This window comes from Mycobacterium sp. MOTT36Y, from assembly GCF_000262165.1.
In the GTDB taxonomy this organism is placed as follows: Bacteria; Actinomycetota; Actinomycetes; order Mycobacteriales; family Mycobacteriaceae; genus Mycobacterium; species Mycobacterium intracellulare.
Genome location: NC_017904.1, coordinates 3,330,541 through 3,348,750 on the forward strand (window position 1 = coordinate 3,330,541; position 18,210 = coordinate 3,348,750).

The window sequence follows — 18,210 nt, forward strand, 5'->3', positions numbered from 1 at the left end:
GCACGACGATGCGGCCGAATGAACTGACGATTGTTGCTGAGGCACCGGCGCGCGGTGCGGGGTTGGACCAGGTGATCGGGCTCTCGATCGCCGCGGTGGTGATCACGTTGCTGATGCTGTGGGTGGGCCACGCCCACCGCACGCACCGCATCACCTGGTTGGCCCGCCTCGCGGACAAGGTGGGCGAAAAATTCCACCGACCGAGCTGGGTCGCCCTGCCGGTGCTGGTGTTCACCACATCGATCATCTGCGCGCTGTTCGGCTTCATCTGGGACGTCAGCTGGCATATCGGCAACGGCCGCGACCCCGGCCCGCTGGCCAACCCGGCGCACTACTTCATCATCATCGGGCTGTTCGGCATCTTCCTCGGCGGGATGACGGCGGTCGTGCTGCCTTTCGAGCAGCCCGGCCCGGCGGCGGTGCGCATCACCCGGAACTGGCAGGCCCCCGTCGGCGGTGTGCTGATGGCCGGCTGCGGCCTGTACGCACTGATCGGGTTCCCGCTCGACGACATCTGGCACCGCATCTTCGGCCAGGACGTAACACTTTGGGGCCCAACGCATTTGATGATGATCGGCGGCGCCTGCTTCTCGCTGTTCGCGGTGCTGATGCTCGAGCGCGAGGGTGAGGCCCAACTGGGCGCCGACGTCCTGCACGGCGCGTTCATCACGTTCCTGCGCTACCTGTCGTTCGGCGGCATGTTCATCGGCTTGTCGGTCTATCAGATCGAATACGACTTCGGCGTCGAGCAATTCCGCCTCGTCCTGCAGCCCATGATGATCGCCGCCGCGGCGGCGCTGGCGGCGGTGGCCGCCCGCATCACCATGGGACGGGGTGCGGCCCTGATCGCGGCCGTCTTCGCCATCGCGCTGCGCGGTGGTGTGGCATTACTGGTCGGGCCGATCCTGGGGGCCCCGATCAACTGGTTCCCCCTGTATCTCGGCCCCGCGCTCGCGGTCGAGTTGATCGCGCTGACTCCGCTGATCAAGCGCCCCATCGCATTTGGCGCCGTCGCGGGCCTCGGTGTGGGGACCGTCGGGCTGTGGCTGGAGTCGCTGTGGATCGCGGCGGTCTACCACTACCCGTGGCCGGTCGGCATGTGGGGCGAGGCGCTGGCCATGGCGGTGCCGGTCGCGGTGCTGATGGGCATGTGCGGCGCGCTGTTCGGCATGGTGCTCACCGGCCAGCGGCTCCCCGGCCGCGCCGCCGGCATCTCGGTGGTGGTGGTCACGGTGCTGGTGATCGGCGGCGCGGTGGCCAACGGCCTGCACATCGTCGTGCCGCGCCAGAACAACGCCGCCATCACGCTGACCGATCTGCCCGCGGCGCCCGGGCAGCGCATGGTCTCGGCCGACGTCCAACTGCAACCGTCCGACATGGTCGGCCGGCATCCGGAGTGGGTGACGATCCTGTCCTGGCAAGGCCGGATGGAGAACAATCGCGGTCTACAGATCGACGAGCTCGAGCAGGTGGGTCCCGGGCACTACCGGTCGACGCGCCCGCTTCCGGTGTGGGGCACGTGGAAGACGCTGTTGCGGGTTCAGGACGGCTACACGATGACCGCGGTGCCGATCTACGAACCGGCCGACGAGGCGATCCCGGCGCCCGAGGTTCCGGCGTTGCCGGCGATGAACCGCCCGTTCGTGCAGGAGATCACGATCCTGCAGCGCGAACGCGACCAGAACGCGCCGGTGTGGCTGTTCACCGCCGGCTCGATCGTGGTGCTCTTCATGACGCTGATGGTCATCGCCGGCCTGACGTGGGGTGCGGGGCGGCTCGGCAACGCCGTCACCGAGCCGGAGCCCGTCGAGGACAAGCAGCCCGCTCCCCGGGCGGCGTAGGGCGATGACGATTCGCGGCACTCTCCTCGCGGCGTGGGTGACGGCGCTGGTCTGCGGGCTGGTCGCCTGCGGCGGTTCCACCGACAAGTCGCCGGCGGCTCCCCTGGTGATCGACGTGACCATCGCCCACGGTCAGGTGACCCCGACCAACGCCACACTGCAGGCCAAGGTGCGCCAGCAGATCACCCTGCACGTGACCAGCGACGCCACCGACGAGCTGCACGTGCACTCGACGCCCGATCACAAGTTCCAGGTCGCGGCGGCGCCCCACCAGACGTTTGACTTCGCCGTCGAGGTGCCCGGCAACGTCGCGGTGGAACTGCACCACCTCGACCGGACCATCGCCACCATCCAAGTGCAGCCGTGACCTCCGCCCACGCGGCGGTGGTGCTCGCGCATGGGCTCGGCGGGTCGGGCGACCTTCCGGTGCCGTACGCCTACGCGATGGTCGGGGCGGCATGGGCGCTGACGTTCACCTTCGCCCTGGTCGCTTTCGCCTGGCGACAACCGCGGTTCGATCCGCTGAAGCCGGGCAGGCCCTTGCCGGCGGCGCTGACGGTCTTCGTCGACGCCCGGGCGAGCCGCTGGGCGGCCGCGGCGCTGGCGCTGGTGTTCGCGCTGTGGGCGGTGTCGGCCGGGATCTGGGGCCCCCAGTCGGAGACCAACGCGCTGCTCGGCGCGTTCTACGTGCTGCTGTGGGTCGGGCTGGTGGCCCTGTCGCTGGCCTTCGGGCCGGTGTGGCGGGTGATTTCGCCCATGCGCACGGTGTACCTGCTGCTGCGCCGCGTCACGCCGCGGCGGATCGGCCGGCCGCGGCGGTCCTACCCGGAAGGCTGGGGCTACCGTCCCGCCGCGGTCGGCCTGTTCGCGTTCGTCTGGATGGAACTGGCCAGCCCGAACTCGGCGTCGCTGCCCTGGATCAGGACGTGGATCGCCGCCTACGCCGTGCTGATGCTCGCCGGGGCCTGGCTGTGCGGGCAGCGCTGGCTGGCGCGCGCCGACCCGTTCGGCGTGTACAGCATGGCCGTCTCCCGGCTCTCACCGTTTCGCCGCAATCGGGAGACCGGGCGGATCGTCGTCGGCAACCCGCTCGACCATCTGCCGTCGCTGCCGGTGCGTCCGGGCGTCGTCGTGCTGCTGGCGGTGCTGCTCGGGTCCACCGCCTTCGACAGCTTCTCGTCGTCGCCGACCTGGCGCGGCTTCGCCGATCGGCTCACGCGAGACGTCGGCGTGTCCCCCACTTTAGCGTCGTCGGCGCTACGCACCGCCGGGCTGATCGTCTTCATTTCCGTTGTGGCGGTGACGTTTTCGTTGGCCGCGCGGGCCACCGGCGGCGTGGACCGCGAGCGGCGCCGCGCGCTGCCCGGCCAGATGGCGCATTCGCTGATCCCGATCGTGGTGGGCTACATCTTCGCGCACTACCTGTCGTATCTGGTGGAGCGCGGACAGCAGGCGGTGTTCGCGCTGGCCGACCCGTTCGGCCGCGGCTGGAACCTGTTCGGCCTGGCGCACTTACACGTGGCCTACGTGTTGTCCATGCATCCGCCGCTGCTGGCGGCGATCAAGGTGATTTGCGTGGTCACCGGGCACATCGTCGCGGTGATCGCCGCCCACGACAAAGCCCTGCGACTGCTGCCCGCCGGGCATCAGCTCACCGGACAGCTGACCATGATGCTGTTGATGGTCGGCTACACCTTCACCGGTTTGTATCTGCTCTTCGGTGGGTAGGCGTTGCGGCGTGCGCTCCTCCGTAACGCGAACCCTGACCGAACTCGATTGATGGCGGGGCGCTCGACCGAGCCGGTCCCCCCGGACGAGCAGAACCCGGCCCGGACGACGTGGCGTCGCCTACGAGCGCTGTCCCGATTCAGCATTCAGTCCAAGGTGATGCTGATGCTGCTGGTGGCCAGCCTGGCGTCGCTGGGAGTGATCGGAACAGTCGAATACGTCGCGGCGCGCAACGCGCTGTTGCCCGCGGCCTCCGAGCGGATGACCCAGATGCGCGCGGCGCAGAAACGGGCCATCGAGACCCTGTTCTCGGATCTGTCGGATTCGCTGGTCGTCTACAGCCACGGAACCACCGCGTTGGACGCGGTGCGCGAGTTCACCGCCGGCTTCGACCAACTGGCCAACGCTCCCGTCGACCCCGGGCAGCAACGCGCGCTGGTGGACTTCTACACCAAAAAGCTGATCGAACCGATCGAGCGCGACACCGGCAAGAAGCTGGCACTCGACGCCGTGCTGCCGAGCAACAACGCACAGAAGTACCTGCAGGCGCACTACACCGTGGCGGCGAATCGGTCCTCGGATAAGTCGGCACCCACGCCCGACGACGCCGGCGACGGCAGCGCCTGGTCGGCCGCCAACGCGCGCTTCAACGACTACTTTCGCGAGATCGCAACCCGATTCGAATACCGGGACGCGCTGCTGCTCGACACCCGCGGCAACGTCGTCTACAGCGTGAAGAAATCCGCGTCGCTGGGTACCAACGTCCGCACCGGCCCGTATCGCCAATCCAACCTGCGCGACGCCTACGAGAAGGCGATGGCCGCCAACTCGGTGGATTTCGTGTGGATCACCGACTTCGCGCCCTATCAGGCTCAACTCGGTCAGCCCATCGCGTGGTTGACGGCACCGATCGGTCCACCCGGCAACGCGGCCGGGGTGCTGGCGCTGCCCCTGCCGATCGCCAAGGTGAATCGGATCATGACCGCCGACAAGCAGTGGAAGGCCGCGGGCATGGGCGACACCGCCGAAACGTATCTCGCCGGTCCGGACCACCTGATGCGCTCGGATTCGCGGCTGTTCCTCGAGGACCCCCAGCGATACAAACGGGATGCGGTCGCGGCCGGAACCCGGCCGGCCGCCGTCGACACGGCGATCAGGTGGGGCGGCACCACGCTGGTTCAGCCCGTGGCCACCGCGGCGGTGCGCGCCGCCGACCGCGGAGAGTCGGGAACCCTCACCGACACCAGCTATCTGGGCCGGCGCGAACTCGCCGCCTACGCCCCGCTGTCCGTGCCCAATTCCGACCTGCACTGGTCGATCGTCGCGACCAGGGAAACCGCCGAGGCCAACGCCCGCGTCATGTCGCTCACCCAGACCCTCGTGATCACCACCACCGCAATGGTTTTCGTTATCTGTGTGGCGGCGCTGCTGGTCGCGCAGATCTTCGTGCGACCCATCCGCAGGTTGCAGGCCGGCGCCCAGGAGATCGGCGCCGGAAACTACGACGTCGCGATCCCGGTCACCTCCCACGATGAAATCGGGGAACTCACGGCCGCTTTCAACGAGACGAGCCGAAACCTGCAGATCAAGGAAGAGCTGCTGGGCGAACAACGCAAGGAAAACGACCGGCTGCTCGGGTCGTTGATGCCCGAGCCGGTCGCAAGGCGTTACCGCGAGGGTGAACAGACGATCGCCGAAGAGCACCAGGACGTCACCGTCCTCTTTGCGGACCTCGTGGGCCTCGACGAGATCTCGGGCAAGCTTTCCGGACGCGAACTGGTGGGCATCGTCGACGGGCTGGTCCGGGAACTCGACTCGGCGGCCGAGTCCCTTGGCATCGAGCCGATTCGCACACTGCACAACGGCTACCTCGCCAGCTGCGGCCTGAACTTCCCCCGCCTGGACAGCGTCCACCGCACCGTCGAGTTCGCCGTCGAGATGAAGGGCATCATCGCGCGCTTCAACGCCAGGACGGGCTACCACCTGGACCTGCGGGCCGGCATCAACACGGGAAACGTGATCAGCGGACTGGTCGGACGATCCAGCATCGTCTACGACATGTGGGGCGCGGCGGTCAACCTTGCTCATCAAACACGCAGCAGCACAACGCAAACGGGGATCTTTGTCACCTCCACGGTGTACGAGGCGCTGCGCGACATCCGCCAATTCACGCCGGCGGGCACAGTGACCGTCGCCGGCGTCGAGCAACAGATCTGGAAGTTGTCGGAAGGATAAGGGCAGGGCCGTGACATCCTTGGATTCGCCATCGCTGTACTGGGCCGCCGGTGTGGTCGTCGGCCTGCCGCTGCTGCTGATCGCCCTCACCGAATGGCATCAGAGCCTGGCCCGCAAGAACAGCCCGCTGGCCCGGCCGGCGTTCCTGTTGCGCACCTACGTGATCCCCCTGGGCGCCCTGTTGGTGCTGCTGGTCAACGTGGCGCGGATGCCGGCGCAGTTCACGTCGGTGCGGGTTCTCGCCACGGTGTTCGGCTTCGTGGTGTTGGTGCTACTGCTGTCCGGGCTCAACGCGACCATGTTCGAGGGCGCACCGCAAGGGACGTGGCGCCAACGGATTCCGGGCATCTTCCTCGACGTGACCCGCTTCGTGCTGATCGGGATCGGGCTGGCGGTCATCTTCTCCTACGTGTGGGGCGTGCGCGTCGGCGGCCTTTTCACCGCGCTGGGTGTCACCTCGGTGGTGATCGGGCTGATGCTGCAGAACTCCGTCGGCCAGATCGTGTCGGGGCTGTTCATGTTGTTCGAACAGCCATTCCGGATCGGCGACTGGCTGGACACCCCCGCGGCCCGGGGCCGCATCGTGGAGGCGAACTGGCGCTCCGTCCACATCCAGACCGGCCGCGGGCTACAGATCACCCCGAACTCGGTGCTGGCCACCACCTCGTTCACCAACCTCAGCCGCCCGACCGGGGGCCACCAATTGGCAATCACCACAACGTTTTCCGAGGTCGACCCGCCCGACCGAGTGTGCGCATTGCTGGAACGGGTGGCCAACGCGCTGCCGCAGCGCAGGCCCAACGCAATGGCCGCCGCGACGCCCGCAGGCGGTGCCGAGTATCACCTCACCGTCGGATTGCGGTCGCCCGCCGACGATTCCGCCGCGCAGGCGACGTTCCTGCGTTGGCTCTGGTACGCCGCGCGGCGCGAAGGCCTGCGCCTCGACGGCGCCGACGACGACATCTCGACGCCCGAGCGCATCGAGCGGGCCATCAGGACCGTGGTGGCTCCCGCGTTGCGCCTGAGTCCACCGGACCAGCAGGCCCTGGTATCGCAAGCCAAAATCGTTCGCTACGGGGCGAACGAGATCGTCGAGCACGCCGGCCGGGTTCCCGACAAGATGACGTTTCTGCTCGCGGGCGGCGTGCGATTGACCGCCACCGCCAGGGACGGAACGGCGGTCGCGATCGGCGGGCTGGACGAGGGCTCGTTCCTGGGGGTGACCGCGCTGACCCGGCAGCCCAACCTGTCCGACGCGCAGGCGATCGACGAAATCACCGCGCTGGAAATCGATCGCGACCACCTCGTCGAATTGGTGACCAGTAAGCCGCTGCTGCTGCAAGACCTGGGCCGCGCCATCGACGAGCGACGCGCCAGGGTGCACGAGGCCATGGGGCAGGAGTTCGCACTGTCGGCCACCCCATGAGCCGGGCGGCGCCGCAGCGCGACGAACGCTGATGTGCGGCCGGAGCGCCGGGCCCAGCGGGCGATGTCATCTTGGGCCGGGCGTCCACGGGCGCAGTCGCGGAAACCACGCGGGCACCGCCTGCCGATAGGCCTCGTAGTCGGTCCCGAATTGGCGCTGCAGGGTGGGTTCTTCGTACCAGCGCACGAACGAGGCCGTCACCGCCCACATCACCGCGGCGTAGACGGCCGTGCCGAGGCTGCCGAACAGCAGGGCCTGGCCGACGACGACCACCAGCAGGCCGACGTACATCGGATTGCGGACATACCGGTTGAATGCACTGACGACGAGTCGTCGGGGCGCCGCGACGGGTGCTGGGGTGCCGCCCGCCTTGGCGAACTCCGCAAACGCCGACACCACCGGTACCAGGCCCACACAGATCAGCAGCACCCCGACGATCTGGGCGATCACCCAGTGTGGCAGCGGTTGATGGCAATGCCAGCCGGTGATCAGCCAGGGGATCAGTCCGGCGACGGTCCCCGGGGCGACGAGAAAAAACGCCGCGCTGCCTAGCGCCGCAGTCGTTGTACGCATCATGCTCCCCTTCGCTCAGAGCCTGTAACTCGCGCGTTCCCAATGGTTTTCACGCCAGGTACGGCGACGGCGTCCCGCCGCGGGAAGTCGGGCACCTTGATGACCCGGCGCACGACCCTTCGTGAAACCTGGCACCGCATAACTCCCCGACTGCGGAGTTTCTCCGCGTCCAAGCTAACGACATCGGCGGAGATAAGTCAACGACCGTAGAATTTCTGTGCGATGCGCCGACGGGCGGCCCGCCGCGGCCCCGCCATACCGCGTTTGCGGTCGCCACTAACCGATCAGGTGCTCGACCTTCTTGTTGCCGTCCCAGCGGCGCAAACCCGCGAAGCTGCCGTCGATCTGGGCGGGCCGGCCCGCGATGCGCAACGCGCGGCCGAGTTGGGCGCCGCCGACCCGGCGGGCGATCGTGACGTGCGCGGTCCATTGACCGGGCAGGCTGTTGGGCATCGGGCCGGGCACCAGATGCGGGGCGCACAGCTCGTGCACGCGGGCGTGCAGGGCCAGCAGCTCGCCGGTCGGCACCACGAGCCGCGCGAAAACTGCGCTGCTGCGGCCGAACAACACCGGCGCGCCGACGAGGCAGCCCAGCGGCAGCCGGTTGCTCAGCGGGGCCAGCAACGGGTCGACGTCGGCGGCGATGCCCTCGGCCACCGCCAGTGTCACGTGCGGCCGGCTGGCCGGCGCCTGGCTGGGAATTCCCGCCGCCGCCAACGCTTCCCAGATGTTTCGGATCGCGGCCTCGGTGTCGCGGTCGAAGACCAGCTCGATGGAGTGGACCATCAGCCGGCCAGCGTGGCGACCCAGTCGCGGTCGAATGCGCCTGCGCACAGCGCCGCGAAGTCGGCCGCGTCCAGCGACGCCGCCCCCGCCGGCAGCGCGGCGCGCACCGCGGCCAACCGGGCCAGCGCGGACCGGTTGGACGCCTCCACCACCCCGGGGCACCGGGGCCAGGCCCCGATCACCAGCCCGGCGCACGAAACATTGTGCGCGGCAAGTGATTCCAGCGTGAGCGCGGTGTGGTTGAGGGTGCCCAGCGACGGGCTGACCACCACCAGCGCCGGGGCGCCGAGCGCGACGGCGAGATCGCGTGCGGTGACACCGTTTTCGCCGAGTTCGACCAGTAGGCCCCCGGCGCCCTCGACCAGTGTCAGCCGCCCCGGCCGGTCCAACTCCCCGATGAGCCCCAGCAGCTGATCGCGGGTGGGCAGCGGCATCCCGGCCTGCTCGGCCGCGGCCACCGGCGCCAGCGGCTGCGGGTACCGGGCGAACCCGGCCAACTCGGTCACCCCGGACAGCCGGCCCACCTCCGCGAGGTCGTCGTCACCGTCATCGGTGCCGGTCTGGACCGGTTTGCACACCGCCACATCGATCCCGGCCCGGCGGGCGTGGCAGGCCAGCGCCGCGGTGACGACCGTCTTGCCGACCCCCGTGTCGGTGCCGGTAACGACCAGGACCGTCACCGGGGTGCCCTAGCCAAGCCCGGCGAGCACGTCGGTGAGCACCCGGCGTGCGAGGCCCAGCTCGGCGTCGTCCAGCGACGCGCGCGCGGTCAGCCGCAGCCGCGAGGTGCCGGCGGGCACGGTCGGGGGCCGGAAGCATCCGACCCGCACGCCGGCGTCCAGGCAGGCGGTCGCGGCGGCCACCGCCGCGTCGGGGTCGCCGAGGATCACCGACACCACCGCCGACTGCGGTAGCTCGCGTACCCCGCAGGCCTCGGCGAGGATGCCGGCATGGCGCAGCACGGCGTCCGCGCGCCACGGTTCGGCCCGCAGCACCCGCAGCGCGGCGCGCGCGGCACCCACCGCCGCCGGGGCCAGGCCGGTGTCGAAGATGAACGTGCGCGCCGAATCGATCAGATGGGCGCGCACCGACGCCGGCCCGAGCACCGCGCCGCCCTGGCTGCCCAGCGCCTTGGACAGCGTGGTGGTCATGACCACGTCCGGCGCACCGGCCAGCCCGACCTCGTGCAGCAGCCCGCGCCCGCCGCCGCGCACCCCGAGGCCGTGCGCCTCGTCGACGATGAGCAGGGCGCGATGCCGACGGCACACGTCGTGCAGTTCGCGAAGCGGCGCCAGGGCGCCGTCGGTGGAAAACACCGCTTCGGTGAGGACGACCGCGCGTTCCTCGTCGCGCGATCGCAGCGCCGCCTCCACGGCACCGACGTCGCGATGCGGCGTCACCGCCACCCGGGCCCGCGACAGCCGGCAGGCGTCGACGAGCGAGGCGTGCGAAAGCTCGTCGGACACCACCAGCGAACCCCGGCCGGACAGCCCGACGACGGCGCCCAGGTTGGCCGCGTAGCCCGAGGAGAACAGCAAGCCCGCGGCCGCCCCGGCGTAGTCGGCGAGCTCGGTCTCGAATTCCTCGTGCAGTTCGGTGTCGCCGGTGACCAGGCGGGACCCGGTCGCCCCGGCGCCCCACAGGCGCAGCGCAGCGACCCCACCGTCGATCACGTCGGGGTGTTGGGACAACCCCAGGTAGTCGTTGGATGCCAGGTCCAGCTCGGTGGCGACGGCGGGGCGCGGCCGCAGCGAGCGGCGCAGCCCGGCCTCGCGGCGCTGCCGTTCCACCGCCTCCAGCCAGGCCAGCGGGGAGACGTCGATCGGTGCCTGCGGGGAGGCGTTCATAGGGGCTCAGCCTAGTGGCGATCGCCAGCGCGGCCGCGGCGACCGCCAGCCCGGCCGCGGCGACCGCCAGCGCGGCGTAGTCGGGCGCAGCGGGTCGCCGCATAGTCCACGCCGGGCGCAGCGGGTCGCCGCATAGTCCACGCCGGGCGCAGCGGGTCGCCGCATAGTCCACGCCGGGCGCAGCGGGTCGCCACCGCTAGCCGACGAGGCGGGCGACCTGCACCATCGCCGAGGCGATCCGGGAGATCTCGTCGGGCGTGCAGATGTAGGGCGGCATCGCGTAGACCAGGTTGCGAAACGGCCGCAGCCAGACGCCGTGGTCCAGCGCCGCCGGCGTGGCGACGGCGAGGTCAACGGGGCGCGCGCATTCGATGACGCCGATGGCCCCGCGCACCCGGACGTCGGTCACGCCGGGCAATGCGCGGGCGGGTTCGAGCCCGGCCGCCAGCCCGGTGCCGATCTCGGCGACCCGCGACCGCCAGTCCTGCCCGAGCAGCAGCTCGACGCTGGCCACCGAGACCGCGCAGGCCAGCGCGTTGGCCATGAACGTGGGCCCGTGCATCAGCGCGCCGGCCTCGCCGGCGCTGATGGTGTGGGCGATCTCGGTGGTGCACAGAGTGGCGGCCAGGCTCAGGTAGCCGCCGGTCAGCGCCTTGCCGACGCACATGATGTCGGGGCTGACGCCGGCGTGGTCGGCGGCGAAGAGCTCGCCGGTGCGGCCGAAGCCGGTGGCGATCTCGTCGAAGATCAGCAGCACGTCGTGCCGTCGGCAGATCTCGCGCAGGTCGCGCAGGTACCGCGGGTCGTGGAAGCGCATGCCGCCGGCGCCCTGCACGACGGGTTCGACGATGACCGCGGCCAGTTCGTCGGCGTGGCGGGCCAGTTGCGCCTCGAACGCCGCGCTGTAGGCGGCGTCGTAGTCCCGGGGCACCTGCGGGGCGAACACCTGCCGGGCCAGGATGTCGGTCCACAGCGAATGCATGCCGCCGTCGGGGTCGCAGACGCTCATCGGGGTGAAGGTGTCGCCGTGGTAGCCGCCGCGCCAGGTCATCAGCCGGTGCTTGCCGGGCCGGTCGAGGCTGCGCCAGTACTGCAGCGCCATCTTCAACGCCACCTCCACCGACACGGATCCGGAGTCGCTGAAGAACACCGTCTCCAGGCCGGCCGGGGTGATCTCGACCAGCAGCTGGGCCAGCCGGGCCGCGGGCTCGTGGGTCAGTCCGCCGAACATGACGTGGTTCATGGCGCCGAGCTGGGCGGACAGGGCCGCGTCCAGGACCGGGTGGCCGTGCCCGTGGATCGCGGTCCACCAGGAGCTCATGGCGTCGAGCGCCTCGACGGGTTCGCCGTCGCGGATCAGGGTCAGCCGGGCGCCGTGCGCCGCGACCGCGACGACGGGTGCGATGGATTCGGCGCCGATCGTGCTGTACGGATGCCACAGGTGCGCGGCGTCGATCGCGCTGATCTGCTCGGGCGTCAGCCCGGCCTTGGCCGCGGGCATAGTGATCGAGGGTAAAGCAGCCGATTCGCGCAAACCCGGGCCGTCGGGAAGCATGGGACATCATGGCCACGCCGCAGCAGCCCGACAGCGCAGGGCCCGCACCCGACCTGGTGGATTACGACGCCGAGGCCCCCGGGGCGCCGCGGGTGATCCGGGTGCGGCTGGCGGTGTGGGACGTCGTCTGCACCGTCACCCTGCTGGTCCTGCTCGCCGTGCTGGCCACGGCGACGACCTGGCCGTCGCGGCTTTTCGGCTTCCTGGCGCATGTCTGCGCGGACGAGACCTGCGGGCCGGTTCCCTTCGGGCTGGATCTGTACATCCACCCGGTGGTGTGGGGCGGGATCGGGGCGGCCCTCACCGCCGCCGTCATCGGCCCGGTGGTGTCCATCCTGAAGGGCTGGTACATGTCTTTCTGGCCGGTTCTGGCTCTGGCGCTGGTCATGGTGAGCTCGGCGGCGGGAACGATGCTGACCTTGTTCAGCGAACGCTATTGGCTCTGATCGGGCCGGCGTCTCCGCCCCGTGACGGGATGGCTACGTCGTAGCCGGCTGAGACCGAAATCACAACTGCGCATACGGGATTGGGCCGCGCCAGTCACCGTCCGGTCACGGTACGACAAATAATCCCCCGGGGCCCTGGCGGCTAACACCATCTGTTGTCAAAGTTACGGTTGTGACTGATGTGAATACGGCCCTCTGACGGGCCGCTTCACTACGCAAGTGCCATGGACGGCGCGGCCCCAGCGTGGGGGCCGTCGCCCGATCCATGAACCGGGGGCGGACGCGCGAGGTCACCGCGTCGAGGCCCCACGAGCGCCTGAGAGGCCAGAAACATGAAACGCATCTACGCCCTCGCGATCGGTTTGGCCCTGCTCGGGGCGCCGATGGTGGTTCCCACCGTCGCGACCGCCGACCCGGGCGCCAGGTCGATGGACTATCAGCAGGCCACCGACGTGGTGATCGCCCGCGGTCTGTCGCAGCGCGGCGTGCCGTTCTCCTGGGCCGGGGGCGGCATCAACGGCCCCACCCGCGGCACCGGTACCGGCGCCAACACCGTCGGTTTCGACGCCTCGGGGCTGATGCAGTACGCGTACGCCGGTGCCGGCGTGAAGCTGCCGCGTTCCTCCGGGGCGATCTACCGCGTCGGCCAGAAGATCCTGCCGCAGCAGGCCCGCAAGGGTGACCTGATCTTCTACGGACCCGACGGCACGCAAAGCGTCGCGATGTACCTGGGCAACAACCAGATGCTCGAGGTCGGCGACGTCGTGCAGGTCTCGCCGGTACGCGCCAACGGCATGACGCCCTACATGGTCCGCATCCTCGGCGCTTCCGCGCCGACGCCACAGGCCCCGGCTCAGCAGCTGCCCACCCAGCAGGGCCCGGCTCAGCAGGCGCCGACACAACAGGCGCCGACACAACAGGCGCCGTTGCAGCAGGCGCCGTTGCAGCAGGCGCCGGTGCAGCAGTCCCCGTTCACGCAAGCGCCGCAGCAGCAACTGCCCACCCAGCAGGCGCCGTTGCAGCAGGTCCCGACGCAACAGGCGCCGCTGCAGCAGGTCCCCACGCAACAGGCGCCGGCGCAGCAGGTGCCGACCCAGCGCGCGCCGTTGCAGCTGGCACCGACACAACAGTCGCCGTTACAGCAGGCGCCCGTGCAGCAGCTGCCCACCCAGCAGGCTCCGTTGCAGCCGGCGGGCGCCGGTCTCACCCGGTAATTCCCACGGGTCGTCCGCTGCCTTCCGACGCCCGCCACTCGCTCCCCCGCCGCGCGCGGTCGGGAACGGGTGGCGGGTTTTGGGTAAATTAGCGGTCGATCATGCAGACCCCGACACGTCCTTCCGCACCGATCGCCGCCGCCGATCCGGGGGACTCGGGGGCGCCCACCGCGGAAACCTGGGGATCGCAGGGGTTCTATCGCGACGACCTCGACGGCTTGCGCGGTATCGCGATCGCGCTCGTCGCCGTGTTCCACATCTGGTTCGGCCGCGTCTCCGGCGGCGTCGACGTCTTCCTGGCGCTGTCCGGATTCTTCTTCGGCGGCAAGGTCATTCGCGCCGCGTTGAACCCGGCGGTCACCCTGTCGCCGGTGGCCGAGGTGATCCGGCTCGTCCGTCGCCTCGTTCCGGCCCTCGTCGTCGTGCTGGCCGGATGCGCGGTGCTCACCATCCTGGTTCAGCCGGAAACCCGCTGGGAGGCCTTCGCCGACCAGAGCCTCGCCAGCCTCGGTTACTACCAGAACTGGGAGTTGGCCAACACCGCCTCCGACTACCTGCGCGCCGGCGAGGCCGTCAGCCCCCTGCAGCACATCTGGTCGATGTCGGTGCAGGGCCAGTTCTACGTCAGCTTCCTCGTCTTGATCGCCGGCCTGGCGTACCTGTGCGGGCGTCGGCCGGGCGCCCGGCTGAAGACGGTGTTCCTGGTGGTGCTGAGCGCGCTGACGCTGGCCTCGTTCGTCTACGCGATCATCGCGCACCAGGACAACCAGACGGCCGCCTATTACGACAGCTTCGCGCGCGGCTGGGAGTTGCTGCTGGGGGCGCTGGTCGGGGCGCTGGTGACCCGCATCCGCTGGCCCATGTGGTTGCGCACGGCGCTGGCGACGGTCGCGCTGGGCGCGGTGCTGTCGTGCGGGGCGCTCATCGACGGCGTGCGCGAGTTCCCCGGCCCGTGGGCCCTGGTCCCCGTCGGCGCCGCCATGCTGCTGATCCTCGTCGGAGCCGGCTCGACGGGCGAGCGCGGCGCCCACGGCCGGCTGCCGCTGCCCAATCGGCTGCTGGCGACGCGTCCGCTGGTCGAGCTGGGCGCCATGGCGTATTCGCTCTACCTCTGGCATTGGCCGCTGCTCATCTTCTGGCTGTCCTATACCGGTCACAAGCACGCCACGTTCCTCGAAGGCGCGGTGCTGCTGGTGGTGTCGGGCGTGCTGGCGTACCTGACCAACCGGCTCGTCGAGGACCCCCTGCGCTACCGGGCCGCCTCGAAGCCGGCACCCCGTCCGGCCGCGCCGACCACCCGGTGGCTGGCCCGCCTCCGGCGGCCGACGCTGGTGCTGGGATCGGCGGTCGTGCTGCTGGGCGTGACGCTGACGGCGACGTCGTTCACGTGGCGTCAACACGTCACGGTGCTGCGGTCGGCGGGCAAGGAGCTCAGCGTCCTCAACCCGCAGGACTATCCCGGCGCACGGGCCCTGACCGAACGCGTGCGCGTGCCGAAACTGCCGATGCGGCCCACGGTCTTGGAGGTGAAGCAGGACCTGCCAGCCTCGACCAAGGACGGGTGCATCAGCGACTTCGTCAACCCCGCGGTGGTCAACTGTACCTACGGCGATGCCGCCGCCGAGCGCACGATCGCGCTGGCGGGCGGGTCGCACGCCGAGCACTGGCTGCCCGCGCTGGACATCCTGGGCAAGCTGCACCACTTCAAGGTCGTGACGTATCTCAAGATGGGCTGCCCGCTGTCGACCGAGCAGGTCCCGCTGATCATGGGCAACAACGCCCCCTACCCGCAGTGCCGCGAGTGGGTGCAACAGACGATGACCAAACTGGTCACCGACCGCCCCGACTACGTCTTCACTACGACCACCCGGCCGTGGAACATCAAGTCCGGCGACGTGATGCCCGCCACCTACATCGGGATTTGGCAAACGTTGTCCGACAACAACATTCCCATCCTCGGAATGCGAGACACCCCGTGGCTGGTGAAGAACGGCCAGCCGTTCGACCCGGCGGACTGCCTGGCCAAACGGGGCGCGACCGCGCAGTCATGCGCGATCAAGCGGTCCGACCTGCTCTCCGACCGCAACCAGACCCTCGACTTCGTCAGCCAATTCCCGCAGCTCAAGGTGCTCGACATGTCCGACGCGATCTGCCGCGCCGACGTGTGCCGCCCGGTCGAGGGCAACATCCTGGTCTACCACGGCGCCCACCACCTGTCCCCCACCTACATGCGGACCATGGCGCCAGAACTGGGCCGCCAGATCGCCGAGAACACCGGCTGGTGGTGAACCGCCTCGCGGACCGCCGTACGTTCGTGAGGATCCCGCGCCGCGGATAAGGTCGATAGGTGTCCACCAACAATTCCGCTTCAGAACCAGGCGGTCACCAAGAACCCAAACTCGCCACCGTCTGGCCGGGAAACCCATATCCGCTCGGGGCGTCCTACGACGGCGCCGGGACCAACTTCTCCCTGTTCTCCGAAATCGCCGAAAAGGTCGAGCTGTGCCTGATCGACCACCGGGGCGGCGAGTCGCGGATTCCCCTGGAGGAGGTGGACGGATACGTCTGGCACGCCTATCTGCCCAACATCAACCCGGGCCAGCGCTACGGGTTTCGCGTCTACGGCCCCTTCGACCCGGCGGCGGGTCACCGGTGCGACCCCAGCAAGCTGTTGCTCGACCCGTACGGCAAGGCTTTTCACGGCGATTTCGCGTTCGGCCAGGCGCTGTTCTCCTACGACCTGAAGGCCTACCGGGAAAGGGACCCCGAGGGACCCAACGCCGACGGAGCCGACCCGGGAACTCCCCCCATGGTCGACTCGCTGGGCCACACCATGACCAGCGTGGTGAGCAACCCGTTCTTCGACTGGGGATCCGACCGAGCCCCGCTGACCCCGTACCACGAAACCGTCATCTACGAGGCGCATGTCAAGGGCATGACGCAGAACCACCCCAGCGTCCCGGAGGAGCTGCGGGGCACCTACGCCGGCCTGGCCCACCCGGCGATCATCGACCATCTCAAGTCGCTCAACGTCACCGCCATCGAGCTGATGCCGGTGCACCAGTTCATGCACGACTCGCGACTGCTCGACCTGGGATTGCGAAACTACTGGGGCTACAACACGTTCGGGTTCTTCGCCCCGCACAACCAATACGCCGCCAACCGCAACTCCAGCGTCGCCGAGTTCAAGTCCATGGTGCGCAGCTTCCACGAGGCGGGCATCGAGGTGATCCTCGACGTCGTCTACAACCACACCGCCGAGGGCAATCACCTGGGGCCGACCATCAATTTCCGGGGCATCGACAACGCCGCGTACTACCGGCTCGTCGACGGCGACCTGCGGCTGTACAAGGACTACACCGGCACCGGTAACAGCCTCAACCCGCGCCACCCGCACGTGCTGCAGCTGATCATGGACTCGCTGCGCTACTGGGTGACCGAGATGCACGTCGACGGATTCCGCTTCGACCTGGCCGCCACGCTGGCCCGCGAACTGCACGACGTCGACCGGTTGAGCGCGTTTTTCGATCTGGTGCAGCAGGATCCGATCGTCAGCCAGGTCAAACTGATCGCCGAGCCGTGGGACGTCGGCGAGGGCGGCTATCAAGTCGGAAACTTCCCGGGTTTGTGGACCGAGTGGAACGGGAAGTATCGCGATACTGTGCGCGATTACTGGCGGGGTGAGCCCGCAACCCTGGGTGAGTTCGCCTCCCGGCTGACCGGGTCGTCGGACCTGTACGAGGCGACCGGCCGGCGCCCCAGCGCCAGCATCAACTTCGTCACCGCGCACGACGGCTTCACGCTCAATGACCTGGTGTCCTACAACGAAAAGCACAACATGGCCAACGGCGAGGACAACCGGGACGGCGAAAGCCACAACCGCTCGTGGAACTGTGGCGTCGAGGGCCCCACCGACGACCCCGACATCACCGAGCTGCGCTACCGACAGATGCGCAACTTCTGGGCGACGCTAATGGTCAGCCAGGGCACGCCGATGATCGCCCACGGCGACGAGCTCGGGCGTACCCAGAACGGCAACAACAACGTTTACTGCCAGGACTCCGAATTGTCTTGGATGGATTGGTCTTTGGTCGAAAAGAACTCCGACCTGCTGGCGTTCGCGCGCAAGGTGACCGCCCTGCGCAAGCAGCACCCGGTGTTTCGCCGGCGCCGGTTCTTCGAGGGCGAGCCGATCCGCAGCGGCGACGAGGTGCGTGACATCGCCTGGCTGAATCCGAGCAGCCGCGAGATGACGCACGAGGATTGGGGCGAGAGCTTTCATAAGTGCGTGGCCGTCTTCCTCAACGGTGACGCCATCACCGCGCCGAACGCCCGCGGGGAGCGGGTGGTCGACGACTCGTTCCTGTTGTGCTTCAACGCCGGCGACGATCCGGTGGAGTTCTCGATGCCGCCCGACGACTATGCGCAGGAGTGGACGGTGGAACTGGACACCAACGAACCGACGGGCAGCAAAGAGGGTTCCGACCAGGTGGTGACCGCCGAGGAGAAGGTGTCGCTGCCCTCACGCTCGTTGCTCATCTTGCGTAAGACTCTGTGAC

At 69.2% G+C, this 18,210-nt stretch carries 13 protein-coding genes and 1 pseudogene; 9 read left to right on the plus strand and 5 right to left on the minus strand.

Annotated elements, in window-relative coordinates:
* Positions 1–8: 8 nt before the first annotated feature.
* From W7S_RS15010 to W7S_RS15030, 5 genes are read left to right on the plus strand one after another with little or no spacing between them, the layout of a single operon-like run.
* Positions 9–1,841, plus strand: coding sequence for a hypothetical protein (locus tag W7S_RS15010; protein WP_014382779.1), 1,833 nt, complete (start codon positions 9–11; stop codon positions 1,839–1,841).
* Between the two features lie 4 nt (positions 1,842–1,845).
* On the plus strand, positions 1,846–2,208 hold the full coding sequence (locus W7S_RS15015; RefSeq protein ID WP_014385129.1) for a hypothetical protein: 363 nt from the start codon (positions 1,846–1,848) through the stop codon (positions 2,206–2,208).
* Positions 2,205–3,569 (plus strand): hypothetical protein, encoded by a 1,365-nt coding sequence (locus W7S_RS15020; RefSeq protein ID WP_008257803.1) that lies wholly within the window; start codon positions 2,205–2,207, stop codon positions 3,567–3,569. The genes W7S_RS15015 and W7S_RS15020 overlap by 4 nt, the downstream gene beginning before the upstream one ends.
* Before the next feature lie 51 nt (positions 3,570–3,620).
* A complete protein-coding gene (locus tag W7S_RS15025) occupies positions 3,621–5,804 on the plus strand; it encodes an adenylate/guanylate cyclase domain-containing protein (RefSeq protein ID WP_014711920.1) in 2,184 nt (727 codons plus the stop codon).
* 10 nt (positions 5,805–5,814) lie between these two features.
* Positions 5,815–7,230, plus strand: a complete 1,416-nt coding sequence (locus tag W7S_RS15030) for a mechanosensitive ion channel domain-containing protein (RefSeq protein ID WP_237394573.1) — start codon at positions 5,815–5,817, stop codon at positions 7,228–7,230.
* 66 nt (positions 7,231–7,296) lie between these two features.
* On the opposite strand, the gene W7S_RS15035 is transcribed toward W7S_RS15030, so the two are convergent.
* The 5 genes from W7S_RS15035 to W7S_RS15055 form a co-directional block, all read right to left on the minus strand.
* Complete coding sequence (locus W7S_RS15035) at positions 7,297–7,806, minus strand: isoprenylcysteine carboxylmethyltransferase family protein (protein ID WP_014711922.1); 510 nt, start codon at positions 7,804–7,806, stop codon at positions 7,297–7,299.
* Positions 7,807–8,079: 273 nt separating this feature from the next.
* The gene (locus W7S_RS15040; protein WP_014711923.1) at positions 8,080–8,589 is read right to left on the minus strand and encodes a 2'-5' RNA ligase family protein; all 510 of its coding nucleotides are present in this window, start codon (positions 8,587–8,589) and stop codon (positions 8,080–8,082) included.
* On the minus strand, positions 8,589–9,269 hold the full coding sequence (bioD, locus tag W7S_RS15045; RefSeq protein ID WP_014711924.1) for a dethiobiotin synthase: 681 nt from the start codon (positions 9,267–9,269) through the stop codon (positions 8,589–8,591). The genes W7S_RS15040 and bioD overlap by 1 nt, the downstream gene beginning before the upstream one ends.
* 9 nt (positions 9,270–9,278) lie before the next feature.
* Positions 9,279–10,436 (minus strand): 8-amino-7-oxononanoate synthase, encoded by a 1,158-nt coding sequence (locus W7S_RS15050; protein WP_014711925.1) that lies wholly within the window; start codon positions 10,434–10,436, stop codon positions 9,279–9,281.
* Between the two features lie 196 nt (positions 10,437–10,632).
* Entirely contained in the window at positions 10,633–11,937 is a 1,305-nt protein-coding gene (locus W7S_RS15055; RefSeq protein WP_014711926.1) for an adenosylmethionine--8-amino-7-oxononanoate transaminase, read from the minus strand.
* Positions 11,938–11,999: 62 nt separating this feature from the next.
* Between W7S_RS15055 and W7S_RS15060 the strand changes: the two genes are divergently transcribed.
* From W7S_RS15060 to glgX, 4 genes and pseudogenes are all read left to right on the plus strand, one after another.
* The gene (locus tag W7S_RS15060; RefSeq protein ID WP_008257820.1) at positions 12,000–12,437 is read left to right on the plus strand and encodes a hypothetical protein; all 438 of its coding nucleotides are present in this window, start codon (positions 12,000–12,002) and stop codon (positions 12,435–12,437) included.
* Positions 12,438–12,769: 332 nt separating this feature from the next.
* Positions 12,770–13,423: pseudogene (gene ripD, locus W7S_RS15065) on the plus strand (NlpC/P60 family peptidoglycan-binding protein RipD); the annotation flags it as partial.
* A 329-nt stretch (positions 13,424–13,752) separates the two neighbouring features.
* A complete protein-coding gene (locus tag W7S_RS15070; RefSeq protein ID WP_014711928.1) occupies positions 13,753–15,939 on the plus strand; it encodes an acyltransferase family protein in 2,187 nt (728 codons plus the stop codon).
* A gap of 59 nt (positions 15,940–15,998) precedes the next feature.
* Complete coding sequence (gene glgX / locus W7S_RS15075; RefSeq protein WP_014711929.1) at positions 15,999–18,209, plus strand: glycogen debranching protein GlgX; 2,211 nt, start codon at positions 15,999–16,001, stop codon at positions 18,207–18,209.
* The last annotated feature ends 1 nt before the right edge of the window (position 18,210 follow it).